Here is an 18,027-nt window from a genome sequence, read left to right as displayed (position 1 = left end):
CGAACCGGAACGGACCCGGTCTAGGCGTCGATGAAGTTCGGCTCGGTCCGCTTCTCCTCGCGCTCCGCGACGAGATGGTCGACGAACGCCTCCAGCTCGACGCCGTCCGCCTCGTTCTCGAAGCGGTCGCGCACGGAGATGGTGTCCGACTCCTCCTCGTCGCCGCCGACGATCACCATGTACGGCAGGCGGTCGTCGTGCGCCTGGCGGATCTTGCGGCCGACGGTCCAGTCGCGGTCCTCGACCTCGACCCGGAGGCCGGCGTCGGCGAGCGCGTTCTTCACGCGGTGGGCGTACCCGAGCGTGTCGTCGGAGACGGGCAGGACGCGGACCTGCTCGGGGGCCAGCCACAGCGGGAAGTTGCCCTTGAAGTGCTCGATCGTCACGCCCATGAACCGCTCGATGCTGCCGAGCAGGGCGCGGTGGATCATCACGGGGTGGTGCTCGTCGTTGTCCTCGCCGGTGTAGGTGAGATCGAGTCGTTGCGGGATGTTGAAGTCCACCTGCACGGTGCCGATCGTCCACTCGCGGCCGATCGCGTCCCGGGCGTCCAGGCCGATCTTCGGGCCGTAGAAGGCTGCCTCGCCGGCCTCGACGTCGTATTCGAGCCCCTTCGACTCCAGGGCGGTCCGGAGCGCGTCCGTGGCGGTCTCCCAGATGTCGTCGCTGCCCACGGAGTTGTCCCCTTGCGTCTCGATCTTATAAATGATCTCCAGGTCGAACTGCTCGTAGATCTCCTCGATGACGCCGATCGTCCGGCGGATCTCCTCCTCGATCTGGTCGGGACGGACGAACGCGTGGCCGTCGTCCTGGGTGAGCCCGCGGACGCGCAGGAGGCCCGACAGCTCGCCGGACTGCTCGTTGCGGTAGACGGTGCCGAACTCGGAGTAGCGCAGCGGAAGGTCCCGGTAGGAGTGTTGGTCGTCGTCGAAGATATGCGCGTGGTTCGCGCAGTTCATCGGCTTCAGGCCGTACTCGGTGTCGTCCTGCTCCCAGGCGAACATCTCGCCCGCCTCCTTGAACGCGTCGTAGTGGCCGGTCGGCTTCCACAGCTCGGCCTTGTTCAGCTCCGGCGTCCAGACCTCCTCGTAGCCGAGTTCGTCGTTCTTCTCGCGGATGTACTCCTCGAGCTCGCGGCGGATCCGCATCCCGTTCGGGTGGTAGTGGGCGCAGCCGGGCGAGTGGTCGGGGATCGAGAAGAGATCCATCTCGCGGCCGATCTTCCGGTGGTCGCGCTCCTCGGCCTCCGCGCGCATCTCGAGGAACTCCTCGAGGTCGGATTCGGACTCGAAGGCCGTGCCGTACACGCGCGTGAGGCTCTCGTTGTCCTCCTCGCCGCGCCAGTAGGCCGAGGAGATGTTGCGCAGCGTGACGGCGCCGATCTCGCCGGTCGAGTCGACGTGCGGACCCTGACACAGGTCCTGCCAGTCGTCCTGGACGTAGAAGCTGACCGGGTCCTCGCCGGCCGCCTCGGTCTCGAGGATGTCGCGTTTGAAGGGGTTGTCGGCGTAGATGTCGAGCGCCTCCTCGCGGGCGCGCTCGACGCGCTCGATGTCGTAATCGGCCTCGAGGATCGCCTCCATCTCCGTCTCGATCTCCGCGAGGTCGTCCTCGTCGAGGTCGACGCCCGTGACGTCGTAGTAGAACCCGTCGTCGGTCGGCGGGCCGATCGTCAGCTTCGCCTCCGGGTGGAGCCGCTGCAGCGCCTGGGCGAACACGTGGGCCGCGGAGTGACGGAGGACCGTGAGATACTCGTCGGAGTCCTCGGTCACGATCTCGATCTCGGCCCCGTCGTGGACGGGCTCGTGTTTGCTCACGAGTTCGCCGTCGATCTTCCCGGCGACCGTGTCGCGACCGAGCCCGGGGCCGATCTCGTAGGCGACGTCCTCGACTGTCGACCCGGCCGGTACGGTGAGGGATGATCCGTCCGGGAGGACGACCGTGACGTCGGCCTGAGCATCGGTCTCGCTCATATATCCGCGAAGCCGGAGGATCGGGATAAGTGTTGTTGGATGCCCGTCGGTCACTCGAAACGGGACGCGTGAAGCGCGGGACCCGAAGCGCGGGAACCGGAGCGATGACTCGCCGCGAGACGTCGCTCGTGGGAGAGACGTCGCTCGTGGGAGGGTGATCGAACGTCGTCAATCGTCAGTGGTCGCTCGCCGACTGACCGAGTCACGTCACAAAATCACCAATTTATGAGAATATATTAAAAGAATATGTGTTCGTCATCCCGATCCCGGAGACGGTGCGATCGTCGACCGTCCCTCGCTACCGCCTCCGATCGTGCTTCCCCGTCTCCGCTCCCGCTCGAGTTTATAAACCGTGCGTTCCACGACCGGGTGGTCCGTCGGCCGATCCGTTCGACCAGTCCCGGAATCGGGAGGCGGGAGCAAACGGAAGCGAAAACGCGGTATCGGTACCGGAGATGAGCAACGGGACGGATCTCTCCATCCTCCCGGGTGGATCACGGAGATGGATCATCGATGTCGGATCACGGATATCGATCATCGATCGCCCGGGAGAAATACCAATATTATTATTATTTATAAGAACGATATGAAAAATGACTTTTCCCGGAGGGCTCGGCCAGGCAGCGATCCCCGGTCGGTCACACCTCGGAGGTCGAGACGTACTCGAAGTCGGTGCCGACGTCGTCGAAGCGGTCCGCGGCGAACGTCTCGGCCGGGAACGGCGCCGGCTCCCCGGTCAGCCGCTGGCGGACCGTCGGTCCGACGACCGGCGAGGTCATCACGCCGAGCCCGTTGAACCCGGTCGCGACGACCAGCGAGTCGGGCGCGCCGACGGGCGAGTCGATGATCGGGCGGGTGTCCGGGGAGGCCGTGTCGACCCCGGCCCAGCCGTTGAGCAGGCCGGCGTCGTCGAACCCCTCGAAGAACGTCGGGGCGAACCCGGCGACCTCGAGGGTGAACGACTCGTCGGCGTCCGTCGAGGCGGCTCGCGGGTCCGCGATCGTGTCGTGGGCGCCCCCGATCAGGAGGTCGCCGTTGTGTTCCGGGCGGAAGTAGAGGTGCTCGCTGCCGATCCGACCGGTCGGAGTCGAGTCCCCGAGCGGGGTCTCGGGTTCGAGGACGACGCACTGGGTCCGATAGGGCCGGATCGGAACCTCCAGGTCGCCGGGCAAGAGGCTCCGAGTCCGCCAGCCGGCGGCGAGAACGACCGCGTCGGCCTCGTAGCGACCGTCGTCGGTCCGGATAACGTGGTCGTCGGTCCGGGCGGCGTGGTCGTCGGTCCGTCCGAGCCGAACGTTCTCGACCTCGACGCCGACCTCGAACGTCGCGCCGTCGGCCTCGGCGGCCGCCTTGAGCGCGGTCGCGTAGGTGTACGGGTCCACCCAGCCGGTGTCACCGTACCGGACCGCTCCGGCGAAGCCGTCCGGCCGGATCCGGGGATATCGGTCCGGGATCTCGTCCGCCGCCAGGTAGTCCACGGGGAAGCCGGCGTCCGCGAGCTCGTCGGCGGTCGATCGGACCGTCTCGGCCTCCGCCTCGGTCACGACGTCCAACCGGTCCCGCTCGGTGAACTCGAAGCCGTGTGACCCGTCGAAGTCGGCGAAGAAGCCGTTCGCGTGGCGCGCGATCGCGGGGCGGTCGGGGTAATACTGCGTGGGCGCGACGAGTCCCGCCGAGTACCCGGTCGCCTCGGCGGCGATCCCGACCCGGTCGAGCACCGTTACGTCGTGGTCGGCGGCGAGGTCGAAGGCCGCGTGACAGCCCGCGATCCCCGCTCCGACGATGCAGATCCGCATCGGTCACCAACCCTCGCAGTGACGTGTCATTGGCGAGTCTATACGACATCTCATATTAATGGTTTTGTTTCCGGAGATCACATCATTTCGTATATAACGAATATACTCGTTCCTCAAAATGGATATTACAAGCATAATTCTGTAATGAATGTCGGGTGGAACCTCTCGGAGCTCCGCATTTCGACGCGGATATCGCCCCCTGTGATACGGTAAATCGTCCCAATGGAATTGAATTCGTATATAACGAATATTTGGTCCGAAACGCGGACGACTCAGGACCGCTGGAGGTTGATCTCGATCCGGTTGGCCGTCTCCTTGAGTGCCGGGAGCAGGTCGTCGATGTAGCCGTCGTCGAACCGGGTTTTCGGCCCGCTCGCGCAGATCGCGCCGGCCACGCCCCGATCGGGGTGGGCGATGCTCGTCGCGACGGTGCGGGACCCGAGGAACTCCTCCTCGTCGTTGAGCGCGTGTCCCTGGTCGGTGATGCGCTCGAGCTCCTCGCGGAACTCGTCACGGTCGACGATCGTCTTCTCGGTGACCGGCTCGAAGGTGAGGTCCTCGAGGACGCGCTCCCGCTTCCCGTCGGGCATCGCCGCCAACAGTACCTTTCCGGCGGAGACGGCGTGCAGCGGTCGAACCGTCCCGACGGACGTCGCGGGCTCGGGGGCGTCGTCGCCGCGCGTCGGGTAGAGGTAGTACACGCGCCCGCGTTGCTCGACCGCCAGGTAGACGAGGTCCCCCGTTCGTCGCGCCAGGTCGTCCGCCGGCCCCTTCCCGTGGCGGTAGACCGGCATCCGTTCCCGGAGCTCCGTGCCCAGCGTGAACCACTCCAGCGAGAGGCGGTACTCGCCGTCGGCCTTATATACCAGTCCGTCGGCACGCAGCGTGTTCAGGTACGTGTGCATCGTCCCGTCGGAGACGTCGAACTCGGTCGCCAGGTCGGTGAGCCTCGCGCCGTCCCGCCGCTTGAGGGACTCCACGATCTCGAAGGCGTTCCGGACCGTTTCGAGCCGTCGTCCGTCGTCGGTATCCGATCCCATACGTCACGATCGCGACCCGCACCGATAAAATTTGAGATATACGAATTCCGATCCGGTTCGGGACCCCCGTTCGGCATCCCCGATCCCGTCCGGCGCCTCGTCGTCCGCGGCGTCTACTGCCACCTGTTCACAAGGGTTATATAGTATGATTGCACTTGTCGTGACGAACCATGACAAGAACGCGATCGTCGAGTCGCGCAGATTCGACTCCGTCGAACGACAGGCGTGGATTCCTCGCGACGCTCGGTGCGGTGGGCGGGCTCGGGACGGGACTCGCCGGCTGTCTGGGTGACGGTGGAAACGGCGGCGGGAACGGGAACGGCGACGGCAACGGGGACGGAAACGGCGACGGGAGCGGAAACGGCGCGACCCAGGGGAGCAGCGGGTCCGGGGATCGAACCCTGACCATCCTCGGGTACAACTTCTACTACCCGGACTCGATCGTCGAACCGTTCGAGGAGGAACACGGCGTCGACGTCGAGGTCATCAGCCTGACGACGAACTCCGAGGCGGTCGGCCTGATGCGGACGCAGTATCAGGGCGAGGTCGACGTCATCGGCGTGACCAACAACTGGGTCGAGCCGCTGTGGAACGCCGACCTGGTCGAACCGATCCCGACCGACGACATGAGCCACTTCGGGAACCTGGTCGAGCGCGCCCGGACGGCGCCGGGGTGTGTCATCGACGGTACGCAGACAGCGATCCCGTACGCGTACGGGATGACCGGACCGATGTACCGCACCGACGTCATCGACGAGGAGCCGGACGAGCTCTCCTGGGACTACCTGTTCGATCCCGAGACGATCGAGTCCAACGACCTCGACGGCCGGATCGCGATGCGCGATTGGGCGATCGCGGCCTTCGCCGATGCGGGGTACTATCTCGGAGACGACCATCCGCACCCGCCGAGCGACCTCGAGGCCTGTCGGGACGCCCTGGAGGCGGTCTTCCCCTCCTATCGAACGCTCTGGGCGACGCAGGACCAGCACCTGAAGCTGATCGCCAACGAGGAGGTCGTCGTCCAACACGGGTGGGACCTCACCGGCTTCCTGGCGATGGACCAGGACCACCCCGTCGAGATGGCGGTTCCGCCGGCGGGGACCGACGGCTACGCGGACGCCCACCAGCTCGCCGCGGACGCGCCCAATCCGGACCTTGCGGTCGAGTTCATGGACCACTACTCCTCACCGGACGCGTCGATCCAGCAGATGCGAAACGCGGGGAACCTCCCGATCAACCTCGACGCCCGCGAGGACATGACCGACGCCGAGCGCGACCACCGGTCGGTCGTCCTCGAGAACGAGGACCGGCTCCGGATGCGCCGCTACTTCGGCGACGAGGAGCTCGAAACCGCCCAGCAGATGTGGCAGGAGCTCAAGGGATAGTCCCGTGACCGGCACAGTCACCGAACACGCCACATGAAGCTCCCGCGAATCCGCTCCCACGGTCGGGGTCGGACGCTCCGCGATCTCGCGCTGACCGCGCCGGCGGTCGCCGTGATGGTCGGGATCGGGCTGTTCTCGCTCGTGTGGGCGATCTACTTCAGCTTCTGGCCGATGGAGGGGAACCTCTGGAATCCGGGCTTCTCGCTGGAGCACTACCGAGCGCTGTTCGACTCGACGCGGACGGTGGCGATCTTCGCCAAGACGCTGGCGAAGGTGCTCGTGATCGCGGTCGTGACGACCGCGATGGCGTTCCCGGTCGCGTGGTACGGCGGCCAGACGCTCGACGGGCGGGCCGGCGCGCTGTTCATCCTCGTCGCGATCGCCCCGTTCTGGACGAACTACATCGTCCGGACCTGGGCGTGGATGCTGATGCTCGGCGACAAGGGGCTCATCAATGAGGTGCTGACCGGGGTCGGCGCGGTCGCGGAGCCGATAAGCCTCCTGTACACCGAGTTCGCGGTGATCGCGACGATGGTGTACATCTACCTCCCGTACTCGCTGTTCGCGATGTACGGGTCCGTCGACGCCATCCCGGGCTCGCAGATCGAGGCGGCGTACGACCTCGGGTCGAACCGGTTCGAGGTCCTTCGATACGTGATCCTGCCGCTCGCGATGCCCGGGATCGTCCTGTCGTTCGTCTTCATCTTCGGACGGGCGATCGGCGCGTACGTGACGCCCGAACTCGTCGGGTCGCCGCGGACGTTGTGGTACGGGAACGTCCTCGTCAATCAGTTCAAGGACAGCTTCAACTGGCCGCTCGGGGCGGCGTATAGCGTCGTCCTGTTCGCGTTCGTCCTCGTGGTGCTGGCCGGGCTCTCGCGATGGCTCACCCTCCGGAAGGTGATGACCTGATGGCGGGGAAATCAGCGATCGGGACGCTGGGCGACGCCCTCGATGCCCGGATACCGTCGAACCTGGACGTCACCCGCTGGCTGGCGGGGTTGACGATCGCGTTCCTCTACGTCCCGATGGCGCTCGTGATCGTGATGTCGTTCAACGCCAACGACCTCGGGTTCTTCCCGCTGACCGGGTTCACCCTGGAGTGGTACCGGGACCTGGCGGCGGACGCCGAGTTCTGGAGCGCGCTGTGGCTGTCCGTTCGGCTGATGGTCGCCAGCGCGGTGGTCGCCACGCTGCTCGCCCTTCCCGCGGCGTACGGATTCACGCGGTTGGAGGCGAACGACGCCGGCGACTGGATCCGGTGGCTCATCGGATCGCTGCTGTTGCCGATGTTCATCCCGGTCATCTTCATCGGGATCGCGCTGCTGTTGTACCTCTCGGTCATCGGGATCGACTTCGGGTTCCTCTCCGTGCTCGTCGGCCACGTGATCTACGTGTTCCCCTACACGTTCCTGATCATCTACGCCGCGGTGCGGTCGTTCCCGCCGGCGATCACCGAGGCGGGACGCGATCTCGGCGCGACCCGCGCCGAGACGTTCGTCCTCGTCATCCTCCCGCAGATCTTCCCGTCGGTCGTCTCGGGGTTCATCTTCGCGATGCTGCTCTCGCTCAACGAGTTCATCATCACGTTCATGGTGAGCGGTCCGGACACGTTCACGATGCCGCTGCTGATCTTCGACCGGCTCCGCCGCCACCTGACGCCGGAGATGAACGCCATCGGCGCGATGCTGCTGCTGTCGGGGCTGCTCGTGGCGCTGTTCGCGGCCCGGTTCGATCCCCGGATCGACTGACCGGACCGGCCGCGACCGCCACGATCGTCGTCCGCCGTTCGTTCGGTGACCGACGTTCGTTCGGTGACTGATGTCCGTCTGATGCTCCGACGTCGCGGTGCCGGCTCGTGATGATCGCGGTGCCGGCTCGCGATGAGATGGCACCTCCGCGTTGCTCGCGACGCCAGCCAGCGACGTCGGGTCTCGCGGTCGAGGCCGGAACGCTCCGTGGTAACGTGAGGTTTATATTCCGTCGGTCTGTTCCCTCGAACCATGGGCGTTAGCAACACGCACCCAGATCGAGGCACTCGACGCGTGGCCAGTCCCGAAGCGACCGCCGGAGGTGACCGATGACCGACGGCGCCACGATCGCCTTCTTCCCGGAGGCGGCGTACGGCCCGGCGCTCAACTCGGTCGGGATCGCCCAGGTGTGTCGCGACCGCGGCCACGAGCCGGTGTTCATCTGCGACCCGAGCATGGAGGGCGTCTTCGAGGAGTACGGCTTCGAGGAGCATTACGTGCCGATGTCCGACCCGGACGCCGACGCGGGCTGGGAGGAGTTCATCAACACCCACATCCCGAACTTCGACAAGGACCCGATCGACCAGCTCGACAACTACGTCGAGGAGACCTACGAGGCGATCGTCGCCTCCGCCGAGTGGGCCGAGACGGAGCTCCCGGACGTCCTCGAGGAGATCGATCCCGACCTGATCGTTGTCGACAACGTGATCCTCTTCCCGTCGACCAAGCAGTACGGCGTGCCCTGGGTCCGGATCACGTCGTGTTCGGAGAACGAGATCCCCGATCCGAACATCCCGCCGCACCTGTCCGGCGCCCGCGCTGACGACGTCGAGAACTTCCACGAGTTCCAGCAGCGCTACGAGGAGGTCATCGGGGACGTCCACGAGCGGTTCAACGAGTTCCTGGCCGAGCACGGCGAGGACCCGTACCCGCGGGGGCTGTTCTACGAGACGTCGCCGTACCTGAACCTCCTGAAGTACCCCGAGCGGCTTCGCTGGGACCGGTGGAACGAGCTCGATCCGGACCGCTTCCAGTACCTCAACGGGTGCATCCGCGAGGAGGACGAGTCCTACGAGGTCCCCGACCTGGAGGCCGACGACGACGCGCCCCTGTTGTACCTCAGCTTCGGGAGCCTCGGCGCCGGCGATACCGACCTGATGAAGCGGCTGATCGAGTTCCTCGGGACGCAGCCGTACCGGTGTCTCGTCAACGTCGGGGACTACGAGGACGCCTACGAGGACTTCGAGGTCCCCGGCAACGTGGCGATCGAGAGCTGGTTCCCCCAGCAGACCGTCATCGAACGGGCCGACGTGGTGATCCACCACGGCGGCAACAACACGTTCAACGAGTGCCTCTACTACGGGACGCCGGCGATCGTGATGCCGTACGTCTGGGACGGCCACGACAACGCCACGCGCGTCGACGAGACCGGCCACGGGATCAAGCTGCACCGGTCGGACTGGACCGACGACGAGCTCGCCGGGGCGATCGAGACGTGTCTCACCGACGGGACGATCCGGGAGAACGTCGAGCGCACCGCCGAGGACATGCAGTCCAGCGACGGCCGGAAGAAGGCGGCGACGCTGCTCGAGGACGTCCTGGAGACCCATGGTTGACGACGAGGCGTCGGCGGTGGCTGACGACGAGCCGTCGTCGGCGATGGCTGACGGCGGGGCGCCGTCCGCGAGCGTCCTCCAGGACCCGGCCGCCCTCGCGGACGCGGACCTCGAGGACTGGGGCGTCGTCGACGAGCCGATCGAGGGCGAGTCGCGCACCGCCGGAACGGTCATCCACAAGGGCCCCGACGGCCGCTCCGAGAGCGGCGTGTGGACCTGCACCCCCGGCACGTGGGCGTGCGAGGTCGACCGCGACGAGTTCTGCTACTTCCTCGAGGGGCGGGCGACGTACACCCACGAGGACGGCACCGTCATCGATATCGAGCCCGGAACCACGGTCCTGTTCCCGGCCGGCTGGACCGGCACCTGTCGCATCGAGGAGACCGTCCGGAAGGTGTACATGATCCGATGACCGGGTTCGACCCCTTCGGTCGGCAGGTCTTCCGGGAAAACGAGTTCCGCGAGAGCCGGTCGGACGACAGCCTGGACGTGATCGACCCCGCGACCGAGGAGCCGGTCGGCGAGATCGCCGTCTGTGGCCCCGCGGAGGTCGAGTCGGTGGTCGACCGTGCCGTCCGGGCGCAGGCCGAATGGGAGCGAACGGACCCGACGACCCGGGCGGACGCGCTCCACGGCGTCGCCGACGCGATCGAGGCGGCCGACCACGAGGCGGACGCGAAACTGATGACGCGGGAACACGGGAAGCCGTATCCGGAGGCGGAGGGTGAGATCGCCAACGTGGGTCCGGTCTTCCGCTATTACGCCGAGCTGGCGCGCGACGACCAGGGATCGATCCCGGGCACCACGCAGCCGGAGTCGTTCCAGTTCCACCGGTATTTCCCCTACGGCGTCAGCGTTCACGTCGTCCCCTCGAACTTCCCGGTCCTGCTGACGGCCTGGACGGTCGCGGCCTCGCTCGCGGCCGGCAACGCCGCGATAGTCAAACCCTCGGAGCGGACGCCCCTGTCGACGCTGCGGTTCATGCGTCACTTCAGCGAGCTTCCCGCGGGACTGGTCTCGTGTGTCACCGGCGACGGCGGGACCGCCCAGGCGCTGATACGGTCCGACGACACCGACGCGATCGCCTTCACCGGCGGCGTCGAGACCGGCCGCAAGGTGAACGCGGCGGCCGCCGAGGGGATCAAGCCGAGCGTCATCGAGGCCGGCGGGAACGACCCGATGATCGTCTCCGAGCACGCCCCGATGGAGGTCGCGATCGCCGGCTCCGCGACCGCGGCGTTCCACCTCTCCGGGCAGGTCTGCACCTCCTCGGAGCGCTTCTTCGTCCACGAGGCCGTCCACGACGAGTTCGTCGACGGGCTCGTGGAGATGGCCGCCGGGCTCCGGGTCGGCAACGGCCTGGAGGAGAGCGAGATCGGCCCGCTGGTCGACGAGCGCGCCCGGGACGAGGTCGACCGGCAGGTCCGGTCGGCCGTCGAGGCCGGCGCCACGGTCGCACACGGCGGGCGCGTCCCGCCGGACCGGGACGTCGGCTGGTTCTACGAGCCGACCGTGCTGACCGACGTGACGCCGGAGATGGACGTGATGAAGGCGGAGACGTTCGGTCCCGTGGCGCCGGTCTGCTCGGTCTCCTCGTTCGAGGAGGCGCTCGAGCTCGCGAACGACACCGACTTCGGCCTCGGCGCGTCGGTGTTCACGACCGACCTCGAGGAAGCAATGCGCTCCTACGAGACCCTCGAGGCGGGGATGGTCTGGGTCAACAACCCGATGATCGACAACGACGCGATCCCCTTCGGCGGGTGGAAGCACTCCGGGATCGGTCGGGAGCTCGGCCGCGAGGGGCTGAACGCGTTCCGCCGGACGAAGATGGGGGTCATCGACTGGAACCCGTCGCTCCAAGAGTGGTGGTACCCCTATCCCGACGACTGGTTCTACAGCAGCGGCGGCGAGCGGTTCTGAGGGCAAGCGGTTCTGTGGCCGGCGCGAGCCGGTCGTTCATCGACCGCCGCTTTCGGGCTCACCGTTCGCGACCGCCGCTTTCGAGATCACGGACGGTTCACATAGGAGATCACGGACGGTCCGCATCGGGGATCGCCAGCACGAGCGCGCCCGCGAGGGCGGCGTCGTCGCCGAGCTCGGCGAGCGTGACCTCGGGCGCATCGACCACGAGTTCCCCGGGAAGGCGCCGGCGGATCGGCTCCACGACGGTCTCGGGGTTGTTGGTCGCCACCGCGCCGCCGACCACGAGAACCCGCGGCGCGTAGGCGTGGACGACGGCCGCGGCCCCGCGGACGTTCAGCGCCGTCACGCGCTCGAGGACGCGGTCCGCGAACGCGTCCGTGCCCGCGTGTGCGTAGACGTCAGCGGCGTCGAACCCCTCGTCAGCGAGCGGGACCGCCGTGTCGACGGGGTCGCGCTCGTGCAGCGCCCGCGCGAACCGGGGAACGTTGTTCCCCGAACAGTACGCCTCCCAGTGCCCCTCGCGGCCGCAGCCGCAGGTCATCCCGCCCTCGGGGGCGATCGTGATGTGGCCGACCTCGCCGGCGTTGGCGTCACGCCCCGTGAGGGGTTCGCCGTCGGCGATCACGCCCGCCCCGATCCCCGAGGAGATCGTCAGGTACACGAGGTCCTCGACGTCCGGGTGCGCGTGGAACCGCTCCCCGACCGCGCCGGCCTGCGTGTCGCTGCGCAGGGTGACCGCGTCCCGGTCGAGATCGAGCAGCGACGCGAGCGGACCGACGAGCCGGATCGGCCCCACGTCCGCGTCGACGTTGGGCGCGCTCGCGACCGCGCCGGCCGCGAGGTCGAGGCGTCCCATCGACGCGACGCCGGCACCCGCGACGTCGGTCGAGTCGACGTCAGCCGACGAACACGCCGCCGTGACGACCTCCCGGACCGCGTCGGTGACCGCCGCGCCGGTCGGACCGGCCGGCGTTCGCGCACGCGCAGTGGCGCGGATCTCGCCGGTCCGATCCCCGACGGCTGCCCGAACGTTGCTCGCGCCGAGGTCGACGCCCACGAAGTGCATCATCGGTATCGAAAACGTCCGTCCTACGTATTGTGACTTCTCGTTCGCGATCGAGTCCGGCCGACCGGCGGGTCGGCGAACGCCGGAACGTATCCGATCGCCGGAACGCGTCCGATCACCGATTCACGAGTCACTGAAACACCCGTGCGTCCGCGACCGTCACCGACGCCTCGTCGCCGATCTCGTAGTCCGTCTCGTCGGACTCGATCTGGATCTGACGGTCGTCCGCGGTCGACGCGATGTACTGCGTGTAGGAGCCGTGATACTCCTTGTTCGTGATCCGGACCGGGAGGCCGTCCGCGTCCGGCTCGCGCAGGCGGACCTGTTCGGGACGGACGACGACGGTCGCCTCGCCGACCGCGTCGACGCCCGGAAGCGGGACCGAGAGGTCGCCGTCCGTGAGGGTCGCGACCCCGTCCTCGACGCCGATCCGGCCGGCAAAGACGTTCGCGTCGCCGATGAAGTCGGCGACGAACGGGTTGGCCGGCTCGTCGTACACCTCCTCGGGCGTCCCGATCTGCTGGATCTTCCCGTCGCGCATGATCGCGAGCCGGTCCGACATGCTCATCGCGCTCTCCTGGTCGTGCGTGACGTAAAAGAACGTGACTCCGGTCTCCGACTGGATCCGGGCCAGTTCGACCCGAAGCTCCTTCCGAAGCTTTCGGTCGAGGCTCGCCAGCGGCTCGTCGAGCAGCACGATCGGCGGCTCCTTGATGAGCGCGCGGGCCAGCGCGACGCGCTGCTGCTGGCCGCCGGACATGTCCCGGACGTCGCGGTCCTCGTACCCCTCGAGGTCGACGAGTTCGAGGTACTCGGCGACGCGAGCGTCGATCGTCTCCGCGTCGACGCCGTCGCGTTTCAGTCCGAACGCCAGGTTCTCACGGACCGTCAGGTGCGAGAACAGCGCGAGCTCCTGGAAGACCAGGTTGACGTCCCGCTCGTTCGGCGGCACGTCGTTGACGACCTCGCCGTCGATGTGGACGGTGCCGTCGTTCTGGGTCTCGAATCCCGAGACGATCCGGAGCGTCGTGGTCTTGCCGCTGCCGCTCGGTCCGAGCAGCGAGAAGAACTCCCCCTGCTCCAGCTCGAAGGACACGTCGTCGCAGGCGACCACGTCCCCGAACCGCTTCATGACACCGTCTACCGTGAGAGCCGCAGCCATGGAACGTGATACTAACACGACCTATAAGGATGTTTCGGGAGCCGACCGACGAAAGCGTCCCGTCGGACGGTCCGGCATCGGTCGGCCAGTCCGTCGTCCGGTCCGGGTCGGCCAGTCCTCCCGTCCCGCCCCGCCGAGCCCGGTCAGTCCCCGTCCGCCCCGCCGAGCCTGGCGGCGACCAGGTCGCTACCGGCCTCGAGAAGCGGTTCCAGGCGGTCCGGATCGGTGGTCTCCGCGTACACGCGGATCTTCGGCTCGGTCCCGCTCGGGCGGAGCAGGACCCACGAGCCGTCATCGAGCAGGAACTTGAACCCGTCGACGGTGACGGTCTCGGCGACCGGTTCCCCCGCGATCCGGTCGGGAACGTCGGCCTCGAGCGCCTCGACGAGCCGGGGCTTCGCCGCCTCGTCGCACGCTACGCTCCGCTTGTCCGCGTAGATGCGGCCGTGGGTCTCGAAGAGACGGTCGATCCGGTCGTCGAAGGGCTCCGCGGCCGCCGCGGCGGCGGCGAGGAGCGCGAGCAACACGCCGTCCTTCGTGCCGATGTGGCCCCGGATCGTGTACCCGCCCGACTCCTCGCCGCCGAAGAGCCCGTCGTGGGCGGCCATCCCGTCGGCGACCCACTTGAACCCGACGGGCACCTCGTGGACGGGGACCTCGTAGGCCTCGGCGATCCGGTCGATCAGGAACGTCGTCGAGACGGTGCGGACCGCCGGCCCCCTCGCTCCCGCGTCCTCGAGCAACGCGTCGAAGACTCCCGCGAAGAGGAGGTGGCCGTTCAGCACGCCCCGGTCGGGCGTACAGATCGAGATCCGGTCGGCGTCGCCGTCGTTGGCGATCCCCAGGTCGGCGTCGTGGTCGGCCACCGCCTCGGGGAGGCCCGCGAGCGTCTCCGGGCCCGGCTCGGGCGCCTGGCCGCCGAAGGTCGGGTCCCGTTCGCACCGCCGGCGGATCACCGTCGCCCCCGCGTCCTCGAGCAGCGCGTCCGTGACCCCGCGGCCGCTGCCGTGGATCGCGTCGTAGACGACCGTCATCCCCGAGAGGTCGACGTCGAGGTAGTCGGCCACGAGGGCCATCGAGTGGTCGGCGTGGGCCGGAATCGGGTCGAACCGCTCGATCGTGCCGTGGTCCGCCGCCGGCAGGCTGCGCGGCGGCTCGAGGCGCGCCTCGATGGCCTCGGTGACGGCCGGCATCGCGGAGTTCGCGTCCGACGGAACGAACTTCACGCCGTTGTATTCGGGCGGATTGTGCGAGGCGGTCACCATCAGCCCGCCGTCGAGCCCGCGGTCGGCGACGGCGTACGCGAGCACCGGCGTCGGTCGATCCCGGTCCGTGAGGAGCACGTCGAACCCGTTCCCCGACAGGACGTCCGCGAGGCTCTCGGCGGCGTCCTCCGAGGTGGCTCGGGCGTCGTACCCCACCGCGACGGTGCCGCCGGTCTCGGTCCCGGTCTCCCGGAGATACGTCGCCACGGCCTGCCCCACCGCCCGCACGCGCTCGTCCGTGAACTCGTCTCCCGCCGCCCGCCAGCCGCCGGTGCCGAAGGTTATCCCGTCCATGGGCGCCAGTAGTGAACACGGGTCATAAACGCTGTCGAAATCCGGGCTCCGGTCGCTCCGGTCGGATCGGTCGCGGTCAGCCGACGGACGGTTCGGAGTGAACCGGCGGGCGGTTCGCGGTCAGGCGGTCAGTGGTTTCGCGCGCCGCGATCGTCGGAGCGTCGTCCGAACGGCGGAAAACATATTATATTAATACAGTATATAAATATGATATGACGGCGATGACGGAATCGAACCCGACCGAAACGGAAGACGGTCCGGACGCACGGATCTCCGGGAGGAAACCGCCGATCACGAACGGCCGCTTATAAGTGTCCCGAAGGTCGGACGCGGTCACGGCTCCGCCCGCCAGCCGACCATCCGAACCGTCTCGAATGACGGACCGTTCGCGGGATACGCTCCATCAGACGATGGCGTCTACTCTTATATACTAATTATATAGATATTTCAGTATAATAGCCATATATAATATGTTAATAGGGATGGACGCCCGTCGAGTACTCGGACGGATCGCTCGACGAGCGCACGCGGGACGACGGTGGACGTGACGACGGTGGACGTGACGACGGTGGACGTGACGAGGGCGAGCGTGACGCGGGTGGGCGTGACGACGAGCTCGTCGATGAACGGAACCAAAATCGTGTCGGCGTCGATCGGGCGTCGATTCGGCGACGATCGGGCGTCAGCTATCCGAAGCGTTCGAGACCCACTCCAGAACCTCGTCCGCGTGCTCGTCCGGGGGGAAGATGGGGTAGAAGACGTGTTCGATGCGGCCGTCGGTGACGACCATCGTCAGCCGTTTCAGGTACTCCTCGCCCTCGATGGTGAACGTCGGCAGGTCGAGGGCGTCGGCCAGCTCCCGCTCGGCGTCGCTCAGGAGCTCGAAGGGGAGATGGAGCCGGTCGCGAGCCTCGCGCTGGTACGCGGTCGACTGCGTCGACAGCCCGAAGACGTCGCCGACGCCGGCGTCCCGAAGCTCGTCGTAATGGCTGCGAAACCCGCGTGACTCGGGCGTACAGCCCCGGGCGCCCGGAACGTCCTCCCAACCCTCCGGGATCACGTCCTCGTCCGGCCGTCCCGTGAGCGGATACACGTAGATGACCGTGCGGGGCGGCAGCTCGCGAAGCTCGACCGCCGTGTCGTCGGTCGCCGGGAGCGAGACGTCGGGCATCGTCATTCCCTGGAGGTGGTCGGCTGCACCGTCGTCCTCCGGAACCGGCAGGTCGTCCGGGAGCGGAAAGTCCTTGGACATTGTCCCACTGAAAACGATCTAGGTAGATAAATATTTATTCCATATATTTTATACGAATTCTGTTCAGCAATTAAGATCGGGGCCGGGGAGAGAATCGAACGCTCCCGGATTCGTGTGCCGCTGCACCAAGGTATATGCCCACGCGACTCGGATGGCGACCGTATGCACACGGAGGTCCGCGACCGGATAGCCGAAACGCAGGATCGAATGCTCGATTTTCTGGGGGATCTCGTGGCGGCGGAGTCGGTCTCCGGACGCGAGGGGCCGGCACAGGCCGTCGTCCACGACCGGCTGGCCGGCCACGACCTCGAGATCGACACGTGGGAGCCGTCGATCGAGCGGTTGCGCGACCATCCGGGCTTCTTCGAGACGGTCTCCTACGAGGAGTACGGCTACGAGGGACGCGAGAACCTCGTCGCGACCCGGGCGGGAAGCGGCGACGGGCGCTCGCTGACGCTGAGCGGTCACGTCGACGTCGTCAACCCGAACCCGGTCGCCGACTGGGAGTACGACCCCTGGGCGGCGACCGTGACTGACGGACGGGTCTACGGACGCGGCGCCCTGGACATGAAGGGCGGGATCGCGGCGTTCATCCACGCCTTCGAGGTCTTGGAGGAGCTCGACGTCGACTTGGCGGGCGACCTCCACCTCCAGACGACGATCGAGGAGGAGTCCGGCGGCACCGGCGGGGTGCTGTCGGCGCTCGAGCGCGGGTATCGCCCCGACGCCGCGATCATCGCGGAGCCGTTCGGGATCCCCAACGTGGGGATCGCCGGCGCCGGCGTCTCCTACTTCCGGATCACGGTTCCCGGCGAGGCGGCTCACACCGCGTTCAAGTACGCCGGCGAGAACGCGCTCGGCCACGCGACCCGCGTCTATCAGGCCCTCGAGGCCCTCGACGAACGGCGTCGGGAGCGGATCGAGTACCAACCGGCGGTCAACCAGGATCCCCGGGCGGAGGGGAGCGTCACCAACCTGAGCGTCAGCGTGATGGAGGCCGGCGACTGGATCTCGAAGGTCCCCGGCGAGGCGGTCCTCACCGGCCGCGTCGGCTGGCCGCCCGGGGAAACGAGCGAGGAGGTCCGTGCCGAGATCGCCGAGACGGTGGCCGCGGTCGCCGAGGAGGACCCGTGGCTCAGCGAGCACCCGCCCGAGATCGAGTGGTTCGGCTGGGACGCCGACCCCCACGAGGTCGACACGGAGGAAGCGATCGTCCGACTGGCGACCGAGCACGCCGAGGCGGTCACCGGCGGGCAGACCGAGTACGTCGGCGGACTCGGCGGCCTCGACGAGCGGTTCTACCAGCTCTACTACGACATCCCGGCGATATCGCTCGGTCCGCGCGGGGCGAACGCCCACGGCGCCGACGAACACGTCGAGATCGACTCGCTGGTCGAGACCGCACAGGCGATCGCGCTCACGGCGATGGACTGGTGCGGCGTCGCCGAGGAGAACTAGGGACTCAGCCCGCGTGCCGGCTGCGGTGGGGTAGGGTTCCGCCCGC

At 67.6% G+C, this 18,027-nt stretch carries 14 protein-coding genes; 7 read left to right on the top strand and 7 right to left on the bottom strand.

The window, feature by feature from the left end:
* Window positions 1-20: 20 nt before the first annotated feature.
* From thrS to BLV25_RS06240, 3 genes are all read right to left on the bottom strand, one after another.
* Complete coding sequence (gene thrS / locus BLV25_RS06250) at window positions 21-1,973, bottom strand: threonine--tRNA ligase (RefSeq protein WP_092731478.1); 1,953 nt, start codon at window positions 1,971-1,973, stop codon at window positions 21-23.
* A 638-nt stretch (window positions 1,974-2,611) separates the two neighbouring features.
* The gene (locus tag BLV25_RS06245; protein ID WP_092731475.1) at window positions 2,612-3,769 is read right to left on the bottom strand and encodes an NAD(P)/FAD-dependent oxidoreductase; all 1,158 of its coding nucleotides are present in this window, start codon (window positions 3,767-3,769) and stop codon (window positions 2,612-2,614) included.
* A gap of 272 nt (window positions 3,770-4,041) precedes the next feature.
* Window positions 4,042-4,809: an IclR family transcriptional regulator gene (locus tag BLV25_RS06240; protein ID WP_021073826.1), complete on the bottom strand. Its 768-nt coding sequence runs from the start codon at window positions 4,807-4,809 to the stop codon at window positions 4,042-4,044.
* A gap of 170 nt (window positions 4,810-4,979) precedes the next feature.
* On the opposite strand from BLV25_RS06240, the gene BLV25_RS06235 reads away from it, so the two are divergent.
* The 6 genes from BLV25_RS06235 to BLV25_RS06210 all read left to right on the top strand — a co-directional run bounded on the left by BLV25_RS06235 (window position 4,980) and on the right by BLV25_RS06210 (window position 11,481).
* On the top strand, window positions 4,980-6,194 hold the full coding sequence (locus BLV25_RS06235) for an ABC transporter substrate-binding protein (RefSeq protein WP_143114392.1): 1,215 nt from the start codon (window positions 4,980-4,982) through the stop codon (window positions 6,192-6,194).
* Window positions 6,195-6,227: 33 nt separating this feature from the next.
* Entirely contained in the window at window positions 6,228-7,106 is an 879-nt protein-coding gene (locus BLV25_RS06230; RefSeq protein WP_092731470.1) for an ABC transporter permease, read from the top strand.
* A complete protein-coding gene (locus BLV25_RS06225; protein ID WP_176819442.1) occupies window positions 7,106-7,945 on the top strand; it encodes an ABC transporter permease in 840 nt (279 codons plus the stop codon). The genes BLV25_RS06230 and BLV25_RS06225 overlap by 1 nt, the downstream gene beginning before the upstream one ends.
* A 329-nt stretch (window positions 7,946-8,274) precedes the next feature.
* Window positions 8,275-9,561, top strand: a complete 1,287-nt coding sequence (locus BLV25_RS06220) for a glycosyltransferase (RefSeq protein WP_092731464.1) — start codon at window positions 8,275-8,277, stop codon at window positions 9,559-9,561.
* A complete protein-coding gene (locus BLV25_RS06215; protein WP_218128608.1) occupies window positions 9,554-9,973 on the top strand; it encodes a cupin domain-containing protein in 420 nt (139 codons plus the stop codon). The genes BLV25_RS06220 and BLV25_RS06215 overlap by 8 nt, the downstream gene beginning before the upstream one ends.
* A complete protein-coding gene (locus BLV25_RS06210) occupies window positions 9,970-11,481 on the top strand; it encodes an aldehyde dehydrogenase family protein (protein WP_092731462.1) in 1,512 nt (503 codons plus the stop codon). Before BLV25_RS06215 ends, BLV25_RS06210 begins: the two co-directional genes overlap by 4 nt.
* A 109-nt stretch (window positions 11,482-11,590) precedes the next feature.
* Here BLV25_RS06210 and BLV25_RS06205 read toward each other — a convergent pair whose 3' ends face one another.
* From BLV25_RS06205 to BLV25_RS06190, 4 genes are all read right to left on the bottom strand, one after another.
* Window positions 11,591-12,553, bottom strand: coding sequence for an ROK family protein (locus BLV25_RS06205; RefSeq protein ID WP_092731459.1), 963 nt, complete (start codon window positions 12,551-12,553; stop codon window positions 11,591-11,593).
* Between the two features lie 127 nt (window positions 12,554-12,680).
* Window positions 12,681-13,712 carry an ABC transporter ATP-binding protein gene (locus BLV25_RS06200; RefSeq protein ID WP_039401730.1) on the bottom strand — a complete coding sequence of 344 codons (1,032 nt, stop codon included), beginning with the start codon at window positions 13,710-13,712 and terminating at the stop codon, window positions 12,681-12,683.
* 143 nt (window positions 13,713-13,855) lie between these two features.
* On the bottom strand, window positions 13,856-15,271 hold the full coding sequence (locus BLV25_RS06195; RefSeq protein ID WP_092731456.1) for a phosphohexomutase domain-containing protein: 1,416 nt from the start codon (window positions 15,269-15,271) through the stop codon (window positions 13,856-13,858).
* 682 nt (window positions 15,272-15,953) lie between these two features.
* Entirely contained in the window at window positions 15,954-16,523 is a 570-nt protein-coding gene (locus tag BLV25_RS06190) for a peroxiredoxin (RefSeq protein ID WP_021073815.1), read from the bottom strand.
* Between the two features lie 162 nt (window positions 16,524-16,685).
* On the opposite strand from BLV25_RS06190, the gene BLV25_RS06185 reads away from it, so the two are divergent.
* Complete coding sequence (locus BLV25_RS06185; protein ID WP_092731454.1) at window positions 16,686-17,981, top strand: ArgE/DapE family deacylase; 1,296 nt, start codon at window positions 16,686-16,688, stop codon at window positions 17,979-17,981.
* Window positions 17,982-18,027 lie beyond the last annotated feature (46 nt).

This window comes from Halopenitus persicus, from assembly GCF_900107205.1.
In the GTDB taxonomy this organism is placed as follows: domain Archaea; phylum Halobacteriota; class Halobacteria; order Halobacteriales; family Haloferacaceae; genus Halopenitus; species Halopenitus persicus.
The sequence above is the reverse complement of the archived record's forward strand: the minus strand, read 5'-3'. Positions and strand labels throughout refer to the sequence as shown.